This is a genomic window from Mesorhizobium sp. WSM4810 (genome assembly GCF_055811235.1).
Genome location: NZ_JBVVQV010000016.1, coordinates 67,784 through 83,002, shown reverse-complemented (window position 1 = coordinate 83,002; position 15,219 = coordinate 67,784). Strand labels below are relative to the sequence as shown.

Genomic DNA, 15,219 nt, shown 5'->3' with positions numbered 1-15,219 from the left:
TTTTGGCACCGCGCTTGTCGATTGGTTAACCACCCGCCGTTTTGGCAAAGTGGCGATTGAGGTTGTTAAGAGGTTGGTTCGCACCTGCCCAAGAGCCGCCGGCGATGCTGCTGGCGATCGTCGGAAGCGCGACGATCAGAGCGTCACCAGCCAGGAAAAGCATGTCGAGCTCGTAAAGCCCGATGATCTTGGCTGCTGTCGTGCCCGAGAATTTGATCACCCCCAGCATGAATACCAGCGAGGCTGCTTCGGCAGCGATAACTATCGTTGCAACGATATTGAGGAGGAGAAGCAGCAGCCCGTACGAGAGCAGTTGGCCGATCCATCTGGTGGCTATGTCTCGAGTGTGATCAAAAAGGTAGCCTACAAGGACCAGGGGGCCGATCGCCAAGAGCACCTTCGTCAGGATTCCAACGGCATCGTAGATCTCGAACGCTGTCCACAGCGCGCCGTAGAAAATCCATTGCGCTCCCTGGAAAGCAAGTATGTCCTGGCCGTTCATAGGCCCAATTTCGGAAGCAATCACCTGAAAGACATACTGACTTGAGGCAAACATGAAGTCGAGCTTCTGGGGGATCGCCATGAAGGGCAAGTCGCTGCCACTGATGTGGTGAGCCAACCTCGGGATCGTGTCGTCGAAGACCGCTTCAATGTACTGCTGGTAGTTGGCCTGCCCTAAGATAAGAGCAACGACAATCGATACCATGATTACGCGCGAGATACCCCCGCGCGCATCGACTTGACCACGCATGACCAGACAGCCTTGGATTATTATCCAAAGCGTGACACACGCAACCAGAGGCGCACTGACCGCCTCTTGGATCTTTTCAAGCACTTCGTGCAGCCCTAACGTAAAGGCCTCATGAAAGATCGTGTGTATAGCCGTGAATGGCGCGGGAATTTTGAAATTCATGGCGTGAGCCTGATTTGTCCCTGATCAGCGCAGCTGAGCCGAATGAACTCTGCGTGGTTTACGGGAGGATGCTAAACATCTTGGCGGTGTCCTGGCGTTCGCGACGCTGCGTGGCGGCCTCCTCCGCGGCGTGAAGGCTGCCTTGTGCAGTGGCCATCGTCAGCAGACTCGTGGCCTGGGCATTTTGGATAATCGCATCATGAATCTGCTTGAGGACCAGACCGTTGGTCACGGTGGCCTGCACAATATTTCTCGAGCTGGAAAGCTGACCAAGCGTGTTGTCGTTAGCCTTAAGGCGCTTGTCCATTACGCCCAGAGTGTCGGCTGCAAGAGCTGCGGCATTGGCGGCACCAGCGATTTGCCCCTCTAACAGTTTCGCTTCTGCATCGGTGCCGGTGACTCTCCGAGTTGGGTCCTGCGCAATGTTACGCGCCATGGTCGAAACTGGCGCCCGAGCATCAAACATCTGCCCCTCCAGCGTATTGCTCGACGGGTAGTGATTTCCTTGGTTCAGTGTGCCCAGCAGTCCCGTGACACCGAATGACGACTTTAGCATATCCACCATTTCGATCGTGGTAGCGAGCGTCGTGATTGACCTCTCAAGGATCGCCGCATTGGAAATCGCTGTTAAGGTCACTTGTGTTTCTGTTACCGGGTCACTGACGACAAATTGCGACCGGGCCTGTGTGCTAAGCAGAAAGGAAGCAGCAAGCGTTGTTGCTGCAAGCTTGGCAAATCTCATGAATATTCCTCCGTCAGTCTTGAATTTCGTGGTAACGAGCCATGAACTTGTCGAGCCACCCACTTGGGGCATCTCCGTACTGGTCACGAAGCTGGTCGGCAAAGCGCACGGTGTTGGCCCGCCCCGAGAGTACGGCTACATATTCGCGCATCTGCCCAAGATCGAATTCGCAAACAACACTCCCGCTGTCGCGCTTGAGCAAAAACTTGCGGCTGCCAATTGCCATTCCGTGGCGGATTGCCTCGAACTCCTGCGTAGTGCACTTCAAGCCATCGACATACGCCGCTCGGTCCGCCGTCGGTGATGGGTAGAAAATCTTCGTCATGCATTGTGCAACGAGACTAGCTCCGAGGGGCGATTCAAGCACGTGTTCAGGCTGCTGCGTTGCGAGTATCAACATCCCGTTGTTTTTGCGGACGGTGAGCAAGAACTTGTCGATAACAGCCGAGAACTGGGGGTTGAGCAGATAGAAACGAAATTCGTCGCAGCTCATGACAAACCGACGGCCATCGACAACAGCGCCCACGCGATGCAGAAGATATGCGGCGGCCGGCGCACAGACCTCCTCAAATTCCAGGAGCTGCGTCATGTCGAAGCCTGTAATGGAGGCATCCAGCCTTACTTCGTCCACATCGCCGTCAAACGCCCATCCAAGCGCATTCCCTCTACACCACCGCTGCAGCCGTGCTCCTGCGCCCTCGGTGGGGCTGTGCAGCAGAAATTCGCGTAGGCCCGCAAGTGAGCGCATGACGGGGTCGAACGAAAGTTGACGAACAATGCCACGTTCCAATCGACGGCTTTCCTCCGGCGAGATCGGACCACGGCCGTCACTCTCGATCAGGGCCATCAACCATTCGCGCAGAAAATCCAACGAGGCGGAGGTGTTGTCCAGTCCACGCAGGGGGGCCAAGCCGCTCGGAGTGCCTCTGCGCAACGCCAGATATGTCCCTCCCGTGGCTCGAACCAGCAGTTCACCACCCCGGTCCTTATCGAAAAATACGATGGCACCATCGCGATCGACCACGCTTTGCTCAAGCATCGCGAGGATAAACGTCATCAGCGTCGTCTTGCCTTTGCCGACGGGTCCGAATATCGCCGTCATGCCGACGTCATTCTCATGGGGGATGTAGTCGAATGAAGTTCCACCGTTCGTGCGAAAGCGCGCAACCGCTTTGCCCCAGTGGCCGGAAGTGGAACCGCTTGGGAAGTTTTCAAATGACACAAGCCCGGCAAAATTGTGCGAGGTGATCGCCCCGGGGCGTGTGCGCCACCTGTTGTTGCCCGGAAGTTGGGACCAGTATGCGGCCTCCATGCCGATACCCTCCTGGACGATAACGGCGCCCGCATCGGCCAGCCTTGCGCGCGCATTGGCTGCGCGATCTGCAAGGCTGTTGAGGCTCTCGGCATGGACGCACAGGCTCAGATGATGCGAACCCATGACGAACTCGTTGCTTGCCAGTGCGTCCTCTGCCTCGGCAAGTTCATTGATCTGGGTGAGAGCCTTGTCGCCGGCGCTCGTCATCTGGCTGGACTTAAGGCTAAGCTTCGCATGAGCTTGTGGCCGTGTGAGGAAGGAAAAGCTCTGGCTGAGCACAAGCGGGAAGTTGGCCGACAGCAAGGGATTTAGCATGCCTGGCCGCGTTGTCGCCGGATATTCACGGAATGAAAACAATGATCCCACGGAGCTATCCCCAGGTCTTCGAATCTCAAGCGCCCGCTTCCCGCAGATGACCTGGTCAGTGTAGATCGAGGCGCCGAGTGAGCCGGTAACCATCGGAACCGGAAGAAACCGGCATGTCATTATCAGCCGAAGCGCCTCACCGATTTCGGTGAAGAGCACGTTGCCTTTCTCACGAATACCCAACCGGCGCAGACCGTAACCGCCCAGTGAGCCAGCAATGATCTGCCAGAGGTCTTCCAGGCTTCGAATTTGGGCGGCTAGATCATTGTCATTCCGGCTGGGGGACTTGAAAAGCCGCAAGCCGATCTTGCCGATTGCGCTGCGGGGGAACACGACGACAGTGAGGAAGTGATCGTTGCGAAAGAGCTTTCCCGACAGCACACGGCGCTCGTAGGCCTCGCTCAGACTGCCAGCGAATGCACTTTGAAACTGGCGCGGCGCTGGCGCCGGCACATCATTGTGTCGCACAAGGTGAGCGTATATCGAGACATTGTCATCTGCGATGTTGCGCAAGAGAGTGTTGAACGCGCGGCAGCGCGAGTTGCGCATCTCAGCGTCTTCCAAATCAAACGGCAGCCCGTTCACATGTGCCATGGCCATGATCGATCCGTCTTCCAAAAGGACAACCTGATCGCTTAGATGACCGACATACGGAAGGTAGATCTCGCCAGATCTCTCGGTCCGGCCACTGGCGCCAAACATTACACCATTCCTCTTCCGCGTTTCGGCACTCTGATCGGATTGGCGCTGACGCTCGCGCCGCCCCAGACCGGCCCGTCCACGCTTCTGCCGGCCGTTTGCAAATAGAGGAACGCGACGCTTGCGGCGTTATAGTCACGCTCAACAATCAGCCGTGCTCCGAACCAGAGTGGCACGAGCACGACTTCATAAAGCGGGTTCTTAAGGATAATGATGATGAGCCCCGCCAGCATCATGAGCGCTCCGGCCAGTGTCAGCGGCACCCCCAGAAACAGTGCGGGGCGTGTCGCCGCCACATAGAGGGTGCTCACTTCCAACCGGTCGCTCATCAGCCACCGCCTATGAGCGCCTTGCCCAGGAAGCTGGCGCCAAACATGATGACAATTCCTCCAACAACACCCGCAACCAGGCCAAGTGAAGCACGACCGAACATCCAGGAGATGCCGATGGCCACGAGTCCGAGCACGGCCAGTGATTGTCCGAAGGGACCAAGTATGAAGGCGCAGATATTCTGGACCATCTTGGCAGGATCCGTCCCTCCGGTCACCTGGGCCGCGGCCGGCCCGCTGGAGAAGACCGTCCACGCGACGCCCGCAGCAGCGGCCGGTACATATTCAGCCGCCATGCGCAGCATGGAAAAAGGCGAAGGAACACGCGTTTTAAGTGCACGAAGTATTTTGAGTGGCTTCATCATTGTATCTCCATGTTTCAATCGAATACGAGTTTGTTCGGGTTCGAGGGTTCCCGCTCGTCCGCAGCCTGGCTGCCTGTCGGACCGGAGGGATCGGCCCCGGAGCGGTTTCGCTGATAGGAGCCCCAAACGTCCCACGAATCTTGTGCGGGCTGCTTTTCATTAGTCTGTTGGCTCTGTTCGAGCAGAGGGGGCACGGTTTTCGGACCGGCTGCCTCAAGGCCTGGCACATCTTGAGCGGTCGGCTCCAGCGTTCGCTCAAGGAGACTTGACATGTCCTTTGCGGCCGACTCGACCTTGCGTACATAACCGTTGGTGAAGCCACGCGTGACGTCGCCCGTGTTATAGGCCGAGATGGCACGGCGAAGCGCCAGTTGCTGTGCCACAGCAGTCGTGCCGCCGGCATACCGGCTTTCAAGCAAGTGGGCGGCAGCCGAAAGCGAGGCGCAGGGCTCGAAAGCTTTTTCCGGCGTGAGATTGAGCATGGGAAAGTTGTTGCTGTTTATCTGCATCAATCCAACATCGACAGAATGTTGTGCTTCGAGGCGGTGCTTGATGCCCCGCGTGGCTTCCAGGTGATCTATCCAGCGAAGCTGCTCACCTGTGGTGTTGTCATGAGCCACCAGCGTTTCAAAGCCACTTTCAATCTTGGCAATCGCGGCGAGGGTGGACGGCGCAACCCATGGAGCGCATTTGCGCGACAGGCTGTGGAACTCACGGGGAGAAAGTGGCGCGGGCTCGGCTGGGAGTGACATGGATGTCAACAGGACGATGGCCAGGGGCCAAGCTGCAATAAACATTCCCTATTACCTACCTTTCCAAGCCGCCGCACGAGTTCTGCCCCTGTCCGGCACGCGCTTATCGGGGAGGTTTGTTACTCTGTGATGTTCAATTTCAGCTTTTCGGTTTCAACTGAAGCAAAGACCGTGTTGGTGTCAGCGTGGGTGGAGCAGCTTGCGCATGCGTGGGGTGGCGCCGGCCCGATCAGCCAGCGACATCTGGAGCATCTTGGTACGATGACTCCTGTGCGGGATTGCTCGTCCCGGCCGTCCGTTGCTCCTGGACCGTGGCCCGCGACTTCGGCGTCATGGATGGTGATGGGACCTTTTGTCAGCGCTAAGCCAAGGACAAAATGGGAAGCTTGGCGGGTTTGTTCAGGCTCGGGATCACCGTGGGGAATCGACGAAGGCGCTAAAGCAGCCCAACTTTGCCGATATGCTGCCGGTGCTTTAAGAGACAGCCATGCGCGGCCCTGCACACTCAGATCATTGTTTGAGACCGCGAGCTCGTCCGCGAAGCTGGCTCGAAGGGGCAAATCCGCGGGGGCGAGGGTCAACTGGGAATACGTGGCGGCGCAGCCCACCTGGTGCGAGCCTGGTTCAGCTGATCGGTCGCGCCGCCAACGGGTGGATCATGCACAGTCCCATCGGCAGAAAACCGCACGCCATTAACGGAGTCCGACGGCGCAATGGACAAGCATAGTGACACCCTCCAGATGGAGAAGTTGCAGTAACTGAGAAATGTTAGCCCGGACGTTCACCGCAATCGGCGACCTGCCGGTCGCCCGAAACAGCATTTGGGCCGCCGGCCACCTTGGACGAAGCCGGCTTGGCAGGAGACATACTATTTGGCACAAGGCCGCTGCAGCGAATCACGGTCTTCTTCCGCCGACCGCCTTTCCGATCAACCAAACGCCGCGCTGCTCAACCATGTCCGAGCTGGATCCACGAGCCGGAGGATGTCGAGATGATCCAGGTCCGCAAACTCCAGGATGACAAGGATGCAAGGGCATAGCAGGAAACTTGGCATCCATGAGGTCGAACTCGAATGGTATTGGCAGGCCTGCACCAACGGGGGAGCTCGAAGCGAAAAAGCGAAGGACCACACGGCAGGGTCATCTCGGCGCTTGGACCTGTCTGGTGGCCACGGGCTGCCTGGGTGCGGTCAATTCGCCACGGATGAAAAGACCAGGACGAGCACGGCCTCACATTGGCCGCAGGCAACGGCGAGTGATATCAAGGGGCAGCTGTTCTGCGTCGGTGCCCCAGGGTTGCTCAGAAACAGGTTTAGACAAGGGGATTCAAGATTGAAGGTGTGCCGTTGAAACATGTTCTTGTCATTGACGATGATGCCGCAATGCGGCGCCTCATCGCCGGGTATCTCACGATGCATGCCCTGAAGGTAACCGCAGTCCACGATAGCAAGCAGTTTGACTATGTTCTTTCACATGAGCCAGTCGATCTCGTGGTTGTTGACCTTAACCTAGGCCGGGAGGATGGACTTGCGATTGTCCGCAATCTGGCGACAAGATCGGATGTTCCTATCATAGTGATCAGCGGCGACCGGCTTGATGAGGCGGAAAAAGTGGTTGCACTGGAGCTCGGCGCAACCGATTTCATTCCCAAGCCTTTCGGGATGCGCGAATTCTTGGCCCGCATTCGAGTAGCGTTACGCGAGCGCATTTCCAGTCCGCGAACCAAAGATCAGCGCTCATTTCGCTTTGGGGCCTGGAAGCTCAGCGTCAAGCAGCGGCGACTGATCTGTACGGAGCGTGGCGAGGTCAAGCTTACCGCATGTGAGTTCAATCTCTTGATCGCATTTCTGGAGAACCCCCGCAACGTGCTATCCAGAGAACGGCTTTTGCTCGCGAGCCGTGTGCGTGGAGAAGAGGTGTACGATCGAAGTATCGATGTCCTAATCATGCGCTTGCGCCGAAAGCTGGAGGCTGATGCGGCCAATCCTCGCCTAGTCAAGACATGCCGTGGTGCAGGGTACTTCTTCAACGCTGACGTAGACGTTAGCTACGGAGGCACCCTGGCCGCGTGACAGGTAGTTATGCTGGAGATTGGCTGACGAGGCTGTTCAAGCGTAAGACCGTATGTCCGCTTCTGCCGGTGAGGTGGCTCGCCCTACACTGCGCGTCCGAGGGTTGCTCGGGCGGGCCGAGCCGATCCTCATCACAGGAGGACGAGCCGTGGCAGATTATAGGGAAGCATTTGTCGGAATCGATGTTGCGAAGCAGAGGAATGCCGTCGCGATTGCGGAAGCCGGCCGGGAGGGAGAGGTTCGCTTCTTCGGCGAGGTCGATGCATCGGATACGAGCATGCGCCGCGTTATCCAACGGATCGCCGCCAAGTTCGATCGGATCCACCTCTGCTACGAGGCGGGCCCAACCGGCTATGGCCTCTACCGACTGATCCGTTCCCTTGGCCATGAATGCACCGTAGTCGCGCCATCGCTGATTCCAAGGAAACCTGGCGATCGGGTGAAGACGAACCGCCGGGATGCTCTTTCATTGGCAAGGCTGCTGCGCGCCGGCGAGCTGACCGCGGTGTGGGTCCCCGATGAAGACCACGAAGCCATGCACGATCTCGTTCGCGCCCGGGCCGCCGCGGTCGAGAGGCTGCGGGTCCATCGCCAGCAGGTGGGCGCTTTCATGCTCAAGCATGCTCGTGCCTATCCACGCAGCAAGAACTGGACCATGCGCTAGCTGCGTTGGTTGCAGGAGCAGCGGTTCGATTATCCTGCACATCAGATCGCACTCCAGGAGATGGTCGAAGCGGTGCGCGTCTCGAAAGAGCGTGTGGAACGGCTTGAGCGCGTGATCGAAGAGTTCATCCCGAACTGGTCGCTGGCGCCGATCGTGCGAGCGCTCCAGACATTGCGTGGGGTCGATCTGATCGTCGCCGTAACGTTCGCTACCGAGATCGGCGACGTAAGCCGTTTTGAGAGCCCTCGCCAACTCATGGGGTATCTCGGCCTCGTTCCCGGCGAGCGATCGACTGGAGAGACAATCAGGCGTGGCGGCATCACCAAGGCAGGCAATGGCCGCGTTCGCCACATGCTGGTCGAGAGCGCCTGGACGTATCGACACCCTCCCCGGATCGGCAAAGCGAAGCTGTACCGGCTGGAGCAGGCGCCGCCGAAAGTCGGTGAGATCGCATGGAAGGCTCAAGCCCGCCTGACGACCCGCTATCGAAAGCTGGTCGGGCGAGGCAAGCGAACGACGGTGGTCTGCACGGCGATCGCCCGCGAACTAGTCGGCTTCATGTGGGCCGTCGCCAGGGAGGCACGCTCCACCTGATCGCTCGCCGCGGCAGTGTACACCTCGCGCATGGGCGGAGGCGGGACCACGGCAGGGGAATGCCCGTCAGACGCTTTGTGGCCGGCAAATTGACCGACGCCCGCAGTAAGATAGGAACAGCCCCGGACGCACAATCGGGAATGCGGTAGCCAACCCGCGCATCAGAGCTTGATCACCGACGTCCTTCAGTTCCGCCTCCTCCCATACGCGATCATCAGCACGACAGCCGCTCCCCGGATCGGATGATTTTGTGCGCCCACAGCGTTGACAGCGGTCATCAGAGCGCTGTTCTCAGGCTACGGCTTTGAGCTCGGGCGCCCGGATGCAGGCCCAAGGCAGCAGGTCGTTGATCTGGCTGTTCGGATGGCTGTTGACGATCCTGGTGAGGACGTCGGCGAGATAGCCGAGTGGCTCGACACCATTGAGCTTGCAGGTTTCGAATCAGCGACGCGATGACTGCCCAGTTTTCGGCACCGCCGTCTGAACCTGCAAAGAGCGCGTTCTTGCGGTTGAGCGCCATCGGACGGCTTGAGCGCTCGACGGTGTTGCTGTCGATCTCGATGCGGCCGTCGTCAAGGAAGCGCGAGAGGCCTTCCCAGCGTGAGAGCGTGTAGCGGATTGCCTCGGCGAGCTTGGTCTTCTGACTGATCAGGCCGAGCTTTTCGCGCAGCCAAGGTTCAAAATCGGCGACAATAGCGCGGCTATATTCCTGACGCATCGCGCGGCGTTCATCGGCCGATCGGCCGCGGATATCGTCCTCGATCTTTATAGAGGTCGGCGATCCGTCTCAGCGTCTGGGCGATCGGCGAGTTCCAGGCCTACATCGCCTTCCAGCAGTGCCAGCCTGATCAATTACGGCGAGAGCTACCGGTCCGGAGATCGGATCAGCGCCTCTGTCGTCAAAAGAGCCGTTCTGTTTGACCCCAGCCATGGAGCTCAACGCCCCGCGTCGGAGCGCTCTCTGCTTCTGAAGGAAGCCATTAGGTCGGCTCGGGCTTGATCGGAGGCTTGGTTGATGGACGTCGTGGTTGCTTCGCTCGGCTGCCGCCCCATGGCGAGGCTTTGCGGATTATCAGTCCTCTGCCTCTTCCCCGGTCTCAATAGCGCTGTGTAGTGTTCATTGTTTATGATGACGCCCCCGCTGTTCACGAGGTTGCTCCTGTCGAGTGTACTCGTCAGCTCGTCCTGGGCCTCGCGAGTCCTGCCCAAGCGCCGTTCAAACGGCGCTGGCGCGACTTGTCGGGCTTGCTGCTCTTGCAACACGGCTTGTTGCACCTGCGACGCGGCTCCAAAAGCTTCCGGGGGGATTGCGGCAAGCTCGTGCGGCAAGCGGCCCTGCCTCAGTCGGTTTTGCAGCGCCTGCCGATCGGCGACGAGGTCGTCGAGGTGCAGCGGCCGCAGCCGTTCCGGAAACTCTTGGTTCGCCAATCTCTGAACCAGCGCGCGCGTGCCGTCCACCACAAAGACTCCGCAATCAACACCGTTGTTCTGCCGGGCCATGGCGGGTGTCACCAGGGTGGTCGCGCCCAGTGTTGTTGCGAGCTCTCGTGCAGGCGCGTCATTGTATCCCCGTCCATAGCTCTGATGGATGGAATCGTAGTGATAGGCGACCGCTCTTTCCGGGTCGCGGCGATCAACGAGCAGCAGCGACCAATGCTCGTTGCGTCCATCAGTTGCCACCGTAGCCAAAGGGTTGCCACTGTTCACCGGCAGGAACACGAAGTCGGCTGCGACGTCGTTGTGATGATAGATGGACAGCAATGTAAGTTGCGGGTCCCGGTCGTGACGGCGCAGTTGCTGGGAGACCAAGGGATCCACCAGCCGCGTTCGGGCGGCGAGCGCTGGGTGGGCCTCCTGCAGGTCCTGCTCCAGCAACCGGTAATCCCTGTGGATATGGGCGTCGCTCAGCAGGTCGGCACCGAGCACCACCCCCTCGGGGAGGTTGGACGAACCTGACGGAAGCGCTGCGATCCGTGCATCGGAGGAGGTGGTCAGATTGACTAATGGAACACCGCGATAGGTGTCTGACAGCCTGGCGTTCGCTGGCGAGGCGGGTTCTGGGGCCTTTGCCAGTACTGCAGCCGCTGCAGCTTCCCTCATCGGACCGCGATCGACGAGCCAAAAGTCGTTGCCCCCTTCTGGCCTCTCGGCGGTGTAGCCGTGACCTTTAATCTCGTAGTTCCATTTCGGGTTTTCCGCATCCGGCAAGGGGTCATGGCGGCCCAAGAAAGAGAGCATTGCGTCTGGGACGCGTTGAGTCACATGGGAGAAGCCTTCGGGGATGGCGAATGAGACGTTTATGGAGTTCTCGATCGCAGCGGGGGGTGCCTCAAACCTTGCGGAGGGCGCGGCCTCCGCATGCAGCCTTCCCAAGTGTTCGGACCCAGTCCCTTGAACGGGTACCCCTTCCAATGGCAATTCACCCAACTGCTGCATGGGGGGCTGCATCGGCACGCGGCCGCCTGAATGGCCGATTTCGCTCAGCGGCTGCTGAATGGCGGCGGCTTGCGGCGTATTCAGGGCCCTCTGCCTCTCCGCTGGCCTCAATAGCGCTGTGGAATGTTCATTGTTGATGATGACCCACCCGGGTGGCAGATGGTTGCCCTGGTCAAGCGCATCCGGCCAGGGCCGGATCTGCTGTTGGCTGGCAGCTAACGCTGGCGGGGCGGCGGCCTCAACTCCGGCGTGCCCAGAGCCGGCCGCTACGAAAGCGTCGGCCACGCTGCTGTTGAGGTTATCCGGTCCAGCGAGATTTCCTGGGTCGCCGAAAAAAGACGAATCGGCTTGATCATCCTGCCGTCGCTGAAGCACTTCGCGGAACCCCTGTTCCAGTCGCAGAAGCTCCTCCGGATTGGTTGGCGACTCGTCAGCTTGAGCGAACAGCCTCCGAGCCTCGGAAACGTCTGACGCGGGCTCCGCATCGCGAACCCGTTCCAGCGCTAAGCGGAGATAGCGGTTGCCTGGAAACAACCTCTCGGCGAATTCGATCCGCGAATAGTGATCCAGCCCAGAGATCGTCTGGCCCCGACTCTCAAGCGCCTCAGAAAATTTGCGAAGATTACGACCATAGATAGCACGGGTGCTTGAGGCCAAGCTGCTGTCACTGGTCACTTGTTCTAAGACATGCGCGTCTGCCTTTGAGGGCACCGGCACTGGCCACCGGCCAGTCGCTGAATAGCCCGGCTCATGATACGCACGCAGGACGTTCAACGCCGTCTTTATATCAACGTTTTGCGGAAAGAAAGTATCTAGGTGATCGACCAGGGATTGGTGATTTTTTAGATCAGTCGCTTGGCCGCGAGCGCCGAGATCATTCGCCAATCGGCGAAGCGCATGCGAGTATATTCGGAGCGTCGCCGCGCTATGGTGTTGCTGAGCCGCAGCGTGGGCGATCGCCTTATCAATCACGTCCCGGTGTTCGCCGGACAGATGGCGATAGCGGGTAGCACGGGCGCCACTCGCGACAGGTTCGGCTCGGCGCGGCTCGGCCACGTGCTGCTCAAAGCTCACGTGCCGGGCCTGGCCCGCATCCGGCAAGGGGTCATGGCGGCCCAAGAAAGAGAGCATCGCGTCTGGGACGCGTTGAAAAGAGAGCATCGCGTCTGGGACGCGTTGAAAAGAGAGCATCGCGTCTGGGACGCGTTGAAAAGAGAGCATTGCGTCTGGGACGCGTTGAGTCACATGGGAGAAGCCTTCGGGGATGGCGAATGAGACGTTTATGGAGTTCTCGATCGCAGCGGGGGGTGCCTCAAACCTTGCGGAGGGCGCGGCCTCCGCATGCAGCCTTCCCAAGTGTTCGGACCCAGTCCCTTGAACGGGTACCCCTTCCAATGGCAATTCACCCAACTGCTGCATGGGGGGCTGCATCGGCACGCGGCCGCCTGAATGGCCGATTTCGCTCAGCGGCTGCTGAATGGCGGCGGCTTGCGGCGTATTCAGGGCCCTCTGCCTCTCCGCTGGCCTCAATAGCGCTGTGGAATGTTCATTGTTGATGATGACCCACCCGGGTGGCAGATGGTTGCCCTGGTCAAGCGCATCCGGCCAGGGCCGGATCTGCTGTTGGCTGGCAGCTAACGCTGGCGGGGCGGCGGCCTCAACTCCGGCGTGCCCAGAGCCGGCCGCTACGAAAGCGTCCGCCACGATGCTGTTGTGGTCACCCGGTCCAGCGGGCATCCCTGGGTCGCTGAAAAAAGACGAGGCGGCGAGATTATCCTGCCGTCGCTGAAGCACTTCGCTCAACCCCTGTTCCAGTCGCAGAACCTCCTCTGGATTGGTTGGCGACTCGTCAGCTTGATCGAACAGCCTCCGGGCCTCGGCAAGGTGCTGCTCATCGCCCACTTGCCGGGCCTGGTCCGCTTGCCCCTCTTCCAACCCGGCGTCCTGCACCTGCGACAAAGCTGTTACACGGGATGGATTACTATTTCGCGGGTCCACACTAGCCTCACATCAAACTGTATCGTCAAAGTCTTGCGCCGATCCACGCAGCGGGTCATCGAGTTGAGATTCTGCGGAGAGCCCCTCGTCTGCTATCGTCAAGGATACCGGCTCCGGGAGGGCGCCTGTCTGGCTTTCAAAGATGCGTTTCAGGATGCGATCCGAAAAATATCGCACCTTCCTCAACTGCAATGGTGGCAGACCTTTGATGAGAACGATCTCGTACTCGTCATTAAGTAGCCGCACCTGTTCGGGACGCAACAGCGGTGCACCCTGATGTGAATTCTGGATGTTCCAATCGAACGTTCGCGCCTGGCTGTAGGAAATCGATTGGGCTTGAAATGTGTATTCACCGATAGCTTTGGAAATGTAGTTCGGAGTCTCGTCATCGGCAGTGGCCATGAACACTTGCAGTCCGGTATTGCTGAGAAAATTCTGCTTGCCAGCCTCGCCATAGGCCCCCGTCAGTGCGGAGAGGCTCTGGATGATGAGCATGAAGCGACCCTTGTAGCCCGCGATGGTCGTAATTGCGGTCTCGATCGCCTCCAGCTTACCCAAGTGCTTGAACTCATCGAGCAGAAAGAGAACCTCGTTCTTTTCATCCCGGCGGGGCAGCGACCGCTGCAGAATTGAAACGATTTGCTGAAAAAACAAGCGTATCAAAGGCGCGATCACCTCAAGGTCGTTCGGACCAACACAAAGATAGATGCACGTTCTGCGACGGCGAAGATCATAGACCGAAAAGTCCGAGCGACTTGTAGCTGCCTTTACAGCGGGATCCGCCCACAGGTTGAGCCCGCCATCGCCGAGCACGGAAGTGTAGGAGGTCAGGATTTTCGTGTCGTTCCCCGCCATGTCGTCGAATATGCGTTGTGCCTCTTTGTTCTGGGTCTCCATGGCGAGTCGCGCGAAGAGCTTAAACTTCTCCCCCGGCTGGGCGAAGAGATCATAGACGGCGCCGATTGTTGGCGTGCCCCGCTCGATGCAGGCAAGGATCCCCGCGACAAAGATATCTCGCGCGCCGCTGACGAAACCTTCCGCGCCCTCCCCCTTGGCCGTAATCAGGTTTGCGGCCAAGCGGCGGGCTTCGGTGAATTGCTGCTGTGGCGGCAGCGCTATAAGATCCAACAGCGGATTGTAGCAGTTTGTGCGCCGCTCCGAATCCAGCGGCGCGAATTTGAACACGTCGTCGCCTGCGGCTTTGCGCGCCCTCGAGGTGAGCTCAAAGAGCTCCCCTTTGACATCCAGAGCTATCACTGAGCCTTTGAATGTAAGTAGCGTTGGAATGACTATGCCGACGCCCTTGCCAGCGCGGGTCGGTGCAACGATGAGGCTGTGAGGCTGCTCGCCATTGGTCAGGTAGTAGCCAGGCCAGAAAGGGCCACTCGTCTTCCCAAATACCGGGCCTGTCACGCCACGGTATCGTCGCAGATATCCGGTGCGTCGCATTTCATCCACTCGAGCCCAACGAGCCGTCCCGTGGTGTTCGAGCTTGCGGCGCAATACGATCTGCTGAATCAGCAAGACGACCGCGGATGTCGAGAGCACGATAGCCGCGCCCCGATAGAAAACGGGGGTTGCGAAACCCAGATAGAAGGGCGTCTCAAACCAAAAGGCACGGACATCAAACGTCATCAGAGCCTCGCCGCCACCGCCGTGGCGGAAGGTTGCGTACAGACTTGCCGCACAGAAGCCCAAGGCGAGTGAGCAGGCGATGCTAACGGCTATGTTAGGGGGCGTCGTTTTTGTTGAAGGCATTGTTCCATTGCCGATTAGCCGTAGCTAATGCTGCGCTTGCTTCAGACACCGAACCGACGTCGCGCGCGATGTCGCCACTCGACAGATCGATGCCGCAGCGGGTGGTGCGACGCTTGCGTCGCACCACCCCCCAAGCACGGGTTTTTTTATTTAAAAAAAAAAGGTAAGAAAAAACCCCACCCCCGGGAAAAAGAAAAGCCACAAAAAAAATTATGGG

At 59.1% G+C, this 15,219-nt stretch carries 10 protein-coding genes and 2 pseudogenes; 2 read left to right on the top strand and 10 right to left on the bottom strand.

Features of this window, described 5'->3' with window-relative positions; genetic code table 11:
• Positions 1 to 25: 25 nt before the first annotated feature.
• The 6 genes from AC0L3O_RS22185 to AC0L3O_RS22160 all read right to left on the bottom strand — a co-directional run bounded on the left by AC0L3O_RS22185 (position 26) and on the right by AC0L3O_RS22160 (position 5,526).
• A complete protein-coding gene (locus AC0L3O_RS22185; RefSeq protein ID WP_065010588.1) occupies positions 26 to 913 on the bottom strand; it encodes a type IV secretion system protein in 888 nt (295 codons plus the stop codon).
• A gap of 58 nt (positions 914 to 971) precedes the next feature.
• Positions 972 to 1,655: a TrbJ/VirB5 family protein gene (locus AC0L3O_RS22180; protein ID WP_065010587.1), complete on the bottom strand. Its 684-nt coding sequence runs from the start codon at positions 1,653 to 1,655 to the stop codon at positions 972 to 974.
• A 13-nt stretch (positions 1,656 to 1,668) separates the two neighbouring features.
• Complete coding sequence (gene virB4, locus AC0L3O_RS22175) at positions 1,669 to 4,038, bottom strand: type IV secretion/conjugal transfer ATPase VirB4 (RefSeq protein WP_473616594.1); 2,370 nt, start codon at positions 4,036 to 4,038, stop codon at positions 1,669 to 1,671.
• Positions 4,038 to 4,364 carry a type IV secretion system protein VirB3 gene (locus AC0L3O_RS22170; protein WP_065006389.1) on the bottom strand — a complete coding sequence of 109 codons (327 nt, stop codon included), beginning with the start codon at positions 4,362 to 4,364 and terminating at the stop codon, positions 4,038 to 4,040. Before AC0L3O_RS22170 ends, virB4 begins: the two co-directional genes overlap by 1 nt.
• Positions 4,364 to 4,669 carry a pilin major subunit VirB2 gene (virB2, locus tag AC0L3O_RS22165; RefSeq protein WP_404927828.1) on the bottom strand — a complete coding sequence of 102 codons (306 nt, stop codon included), beginning with the start codon at positions 4,667 to 4,669 and terminating at the stop codon, positions 4,364 to 4,366. Before virB2 ends, AC0L3O_RS22170 begins: the two co-directional genes overlap by 1 nt.
• A gap of 74 nt (positions 4,670 to 4,743) precedes the next feature.
• The gene (locus AC0L3O_RS22160; protein ID WP_065006391.1) at positions 4,744 to 5,526 is read right to left on the bottom strand and encodes a type IV secretion system lytic transglycosylase VirB1; all 783 of its coding nucleotides are present in this window, start codon (positions 5,524 to 5,526) and stop codon (positions 4,744 to 4,746) included.
• 1,300 nt (positions 5,527 to 6,826) lie between these two features.
• Here AC0L3O_RS22160 and virG point away from each other — a divergent pair.
• Positions 6,827 to 7,552 carry a two-component system response regulator VirG gene (virG, locus tag AC0L3O_RS22155; protein WP_473532493.1) on the top strand — a complete coding sequence of 242 codons (726 nt, stop codon included), beginning with the start codon at positions 6,827 to 6,829 and terminating at the stop codon, positions 7,550 to 7,552.
• Between the two features lie 148 nt (positions 7,553 to 7,700).
• Positions 7,701 to 8,810: pseudogene (locus tag AC0L3O_RS22150) on the top strand (IS110 family RNA-guided transposase).
• Between the two features lie 291 nt (positions 8,811 to 9,101).
• Here AC0L3O_RS22150 and AC0L3O_RS22145 read toward each other — a convergent pair.
• The 4 genes and pseudogenes from AC0L3O_RS22145 to AC0L3O_RS22130 all read right to left on the bottom strand — a co-directional run.
• Positions 9,102 to 9,619, bottom strand: a pseudogene (locus tag AC0L3O_RS22145) (IS66 family transposase); the annotation flags it as partial.
• A 127-nt stretch (positions 9,620 to 9,746) separates the two neighbouring features.
• Positions 9,747 to 13,205: a Ulp1 family isopeptidase gene (locus AC0L3O_RS22140; RefSeq protein WP_473616593.1), complete on the bottom strand. Its 3,459-nt coding sequence runs from the start codon at positions 13,203 to 13,205 to the stop codon at positions 9,747 to 9,749.
• 51 nt (positions 13,206 to 13,256) lie between these two features.
• Positions 13,257 to 15,002, bottom strand: coding sequence for a type IV secretion system ATPase VirD4 (gene virD4, locus AC0L3O_RS22135; protein ID WP_473616591.1), 1,746 nt, complete (start codon positions 15,000 to 15,002; stop codon positions 13,257 to 13,259).
• Positions 14,974 to 15,219 (bottom strand): hypothetical protein (locus AC0L3O_RS22130; RefSeq protein WP_473616590.1); only part of this gene is annotated, 246 nt, incomplete at its 5' end. The genes AC0L3O_RS22130 and virD4, both read right to left, overlap by 29 nt.

What these genes read in the sequence shown, in the direction of transcription:
- AC0L3O_RS22185 (WP_065010588.1), bottom strand. Translation starts at nt 913, where the DNA reads ATGAATTTCAAAATTCCCGCGCCATTCACGGCTATACACACGATCTTT.
- AC0L3O_RS22180 (WP_065010587.1), bottom strand. Translation starts at nt 1,655, where the DNA reads ATGAGATTTGCCAAGCTTGCAGCAACAACGCTTGCTGCTTCCTTTCTG.
- virB4 (WP_473616594.1), bottom strand. Translation starts at nt 4,038, where the DNA reads ATGTTTGGCGCCAGTGGCCGGACCGAGAGATCTGGCGAGATCTACCTT.
- AC0L3O_RS22170 (WP_065006389.1), bottom strand. Translation starts at nt 4,364, where the DNA reads ATGAGCGACCGGTTGGAAGTGAGCACCCTCTATGTGGCGGCGACACGC.
- virB2 (WP_404927828.1), bottom strand. Translation starts at nt 4,669, where the DNA reads ATGCTGCGCATGGCGGCTGAATATGTACCGGCCGCTGCTGCGGGCGTC.
- AC0L3O_RS22160 (WP_065006391.1), bottom strand. Translation starts at nt 5,526, where the DNA reads ATGTTTATTGCAGCTTGGCCCCTGGCCATCGTCCTGTTGACATCCATG.
- virD4 (WP_473616591.1), bottom strand. Translation starts at nt 15,002, where the DNA reads ATGCCTTCAACAAAAACGACGCCCCCTAACATAGCCGTTAGCATCGCC.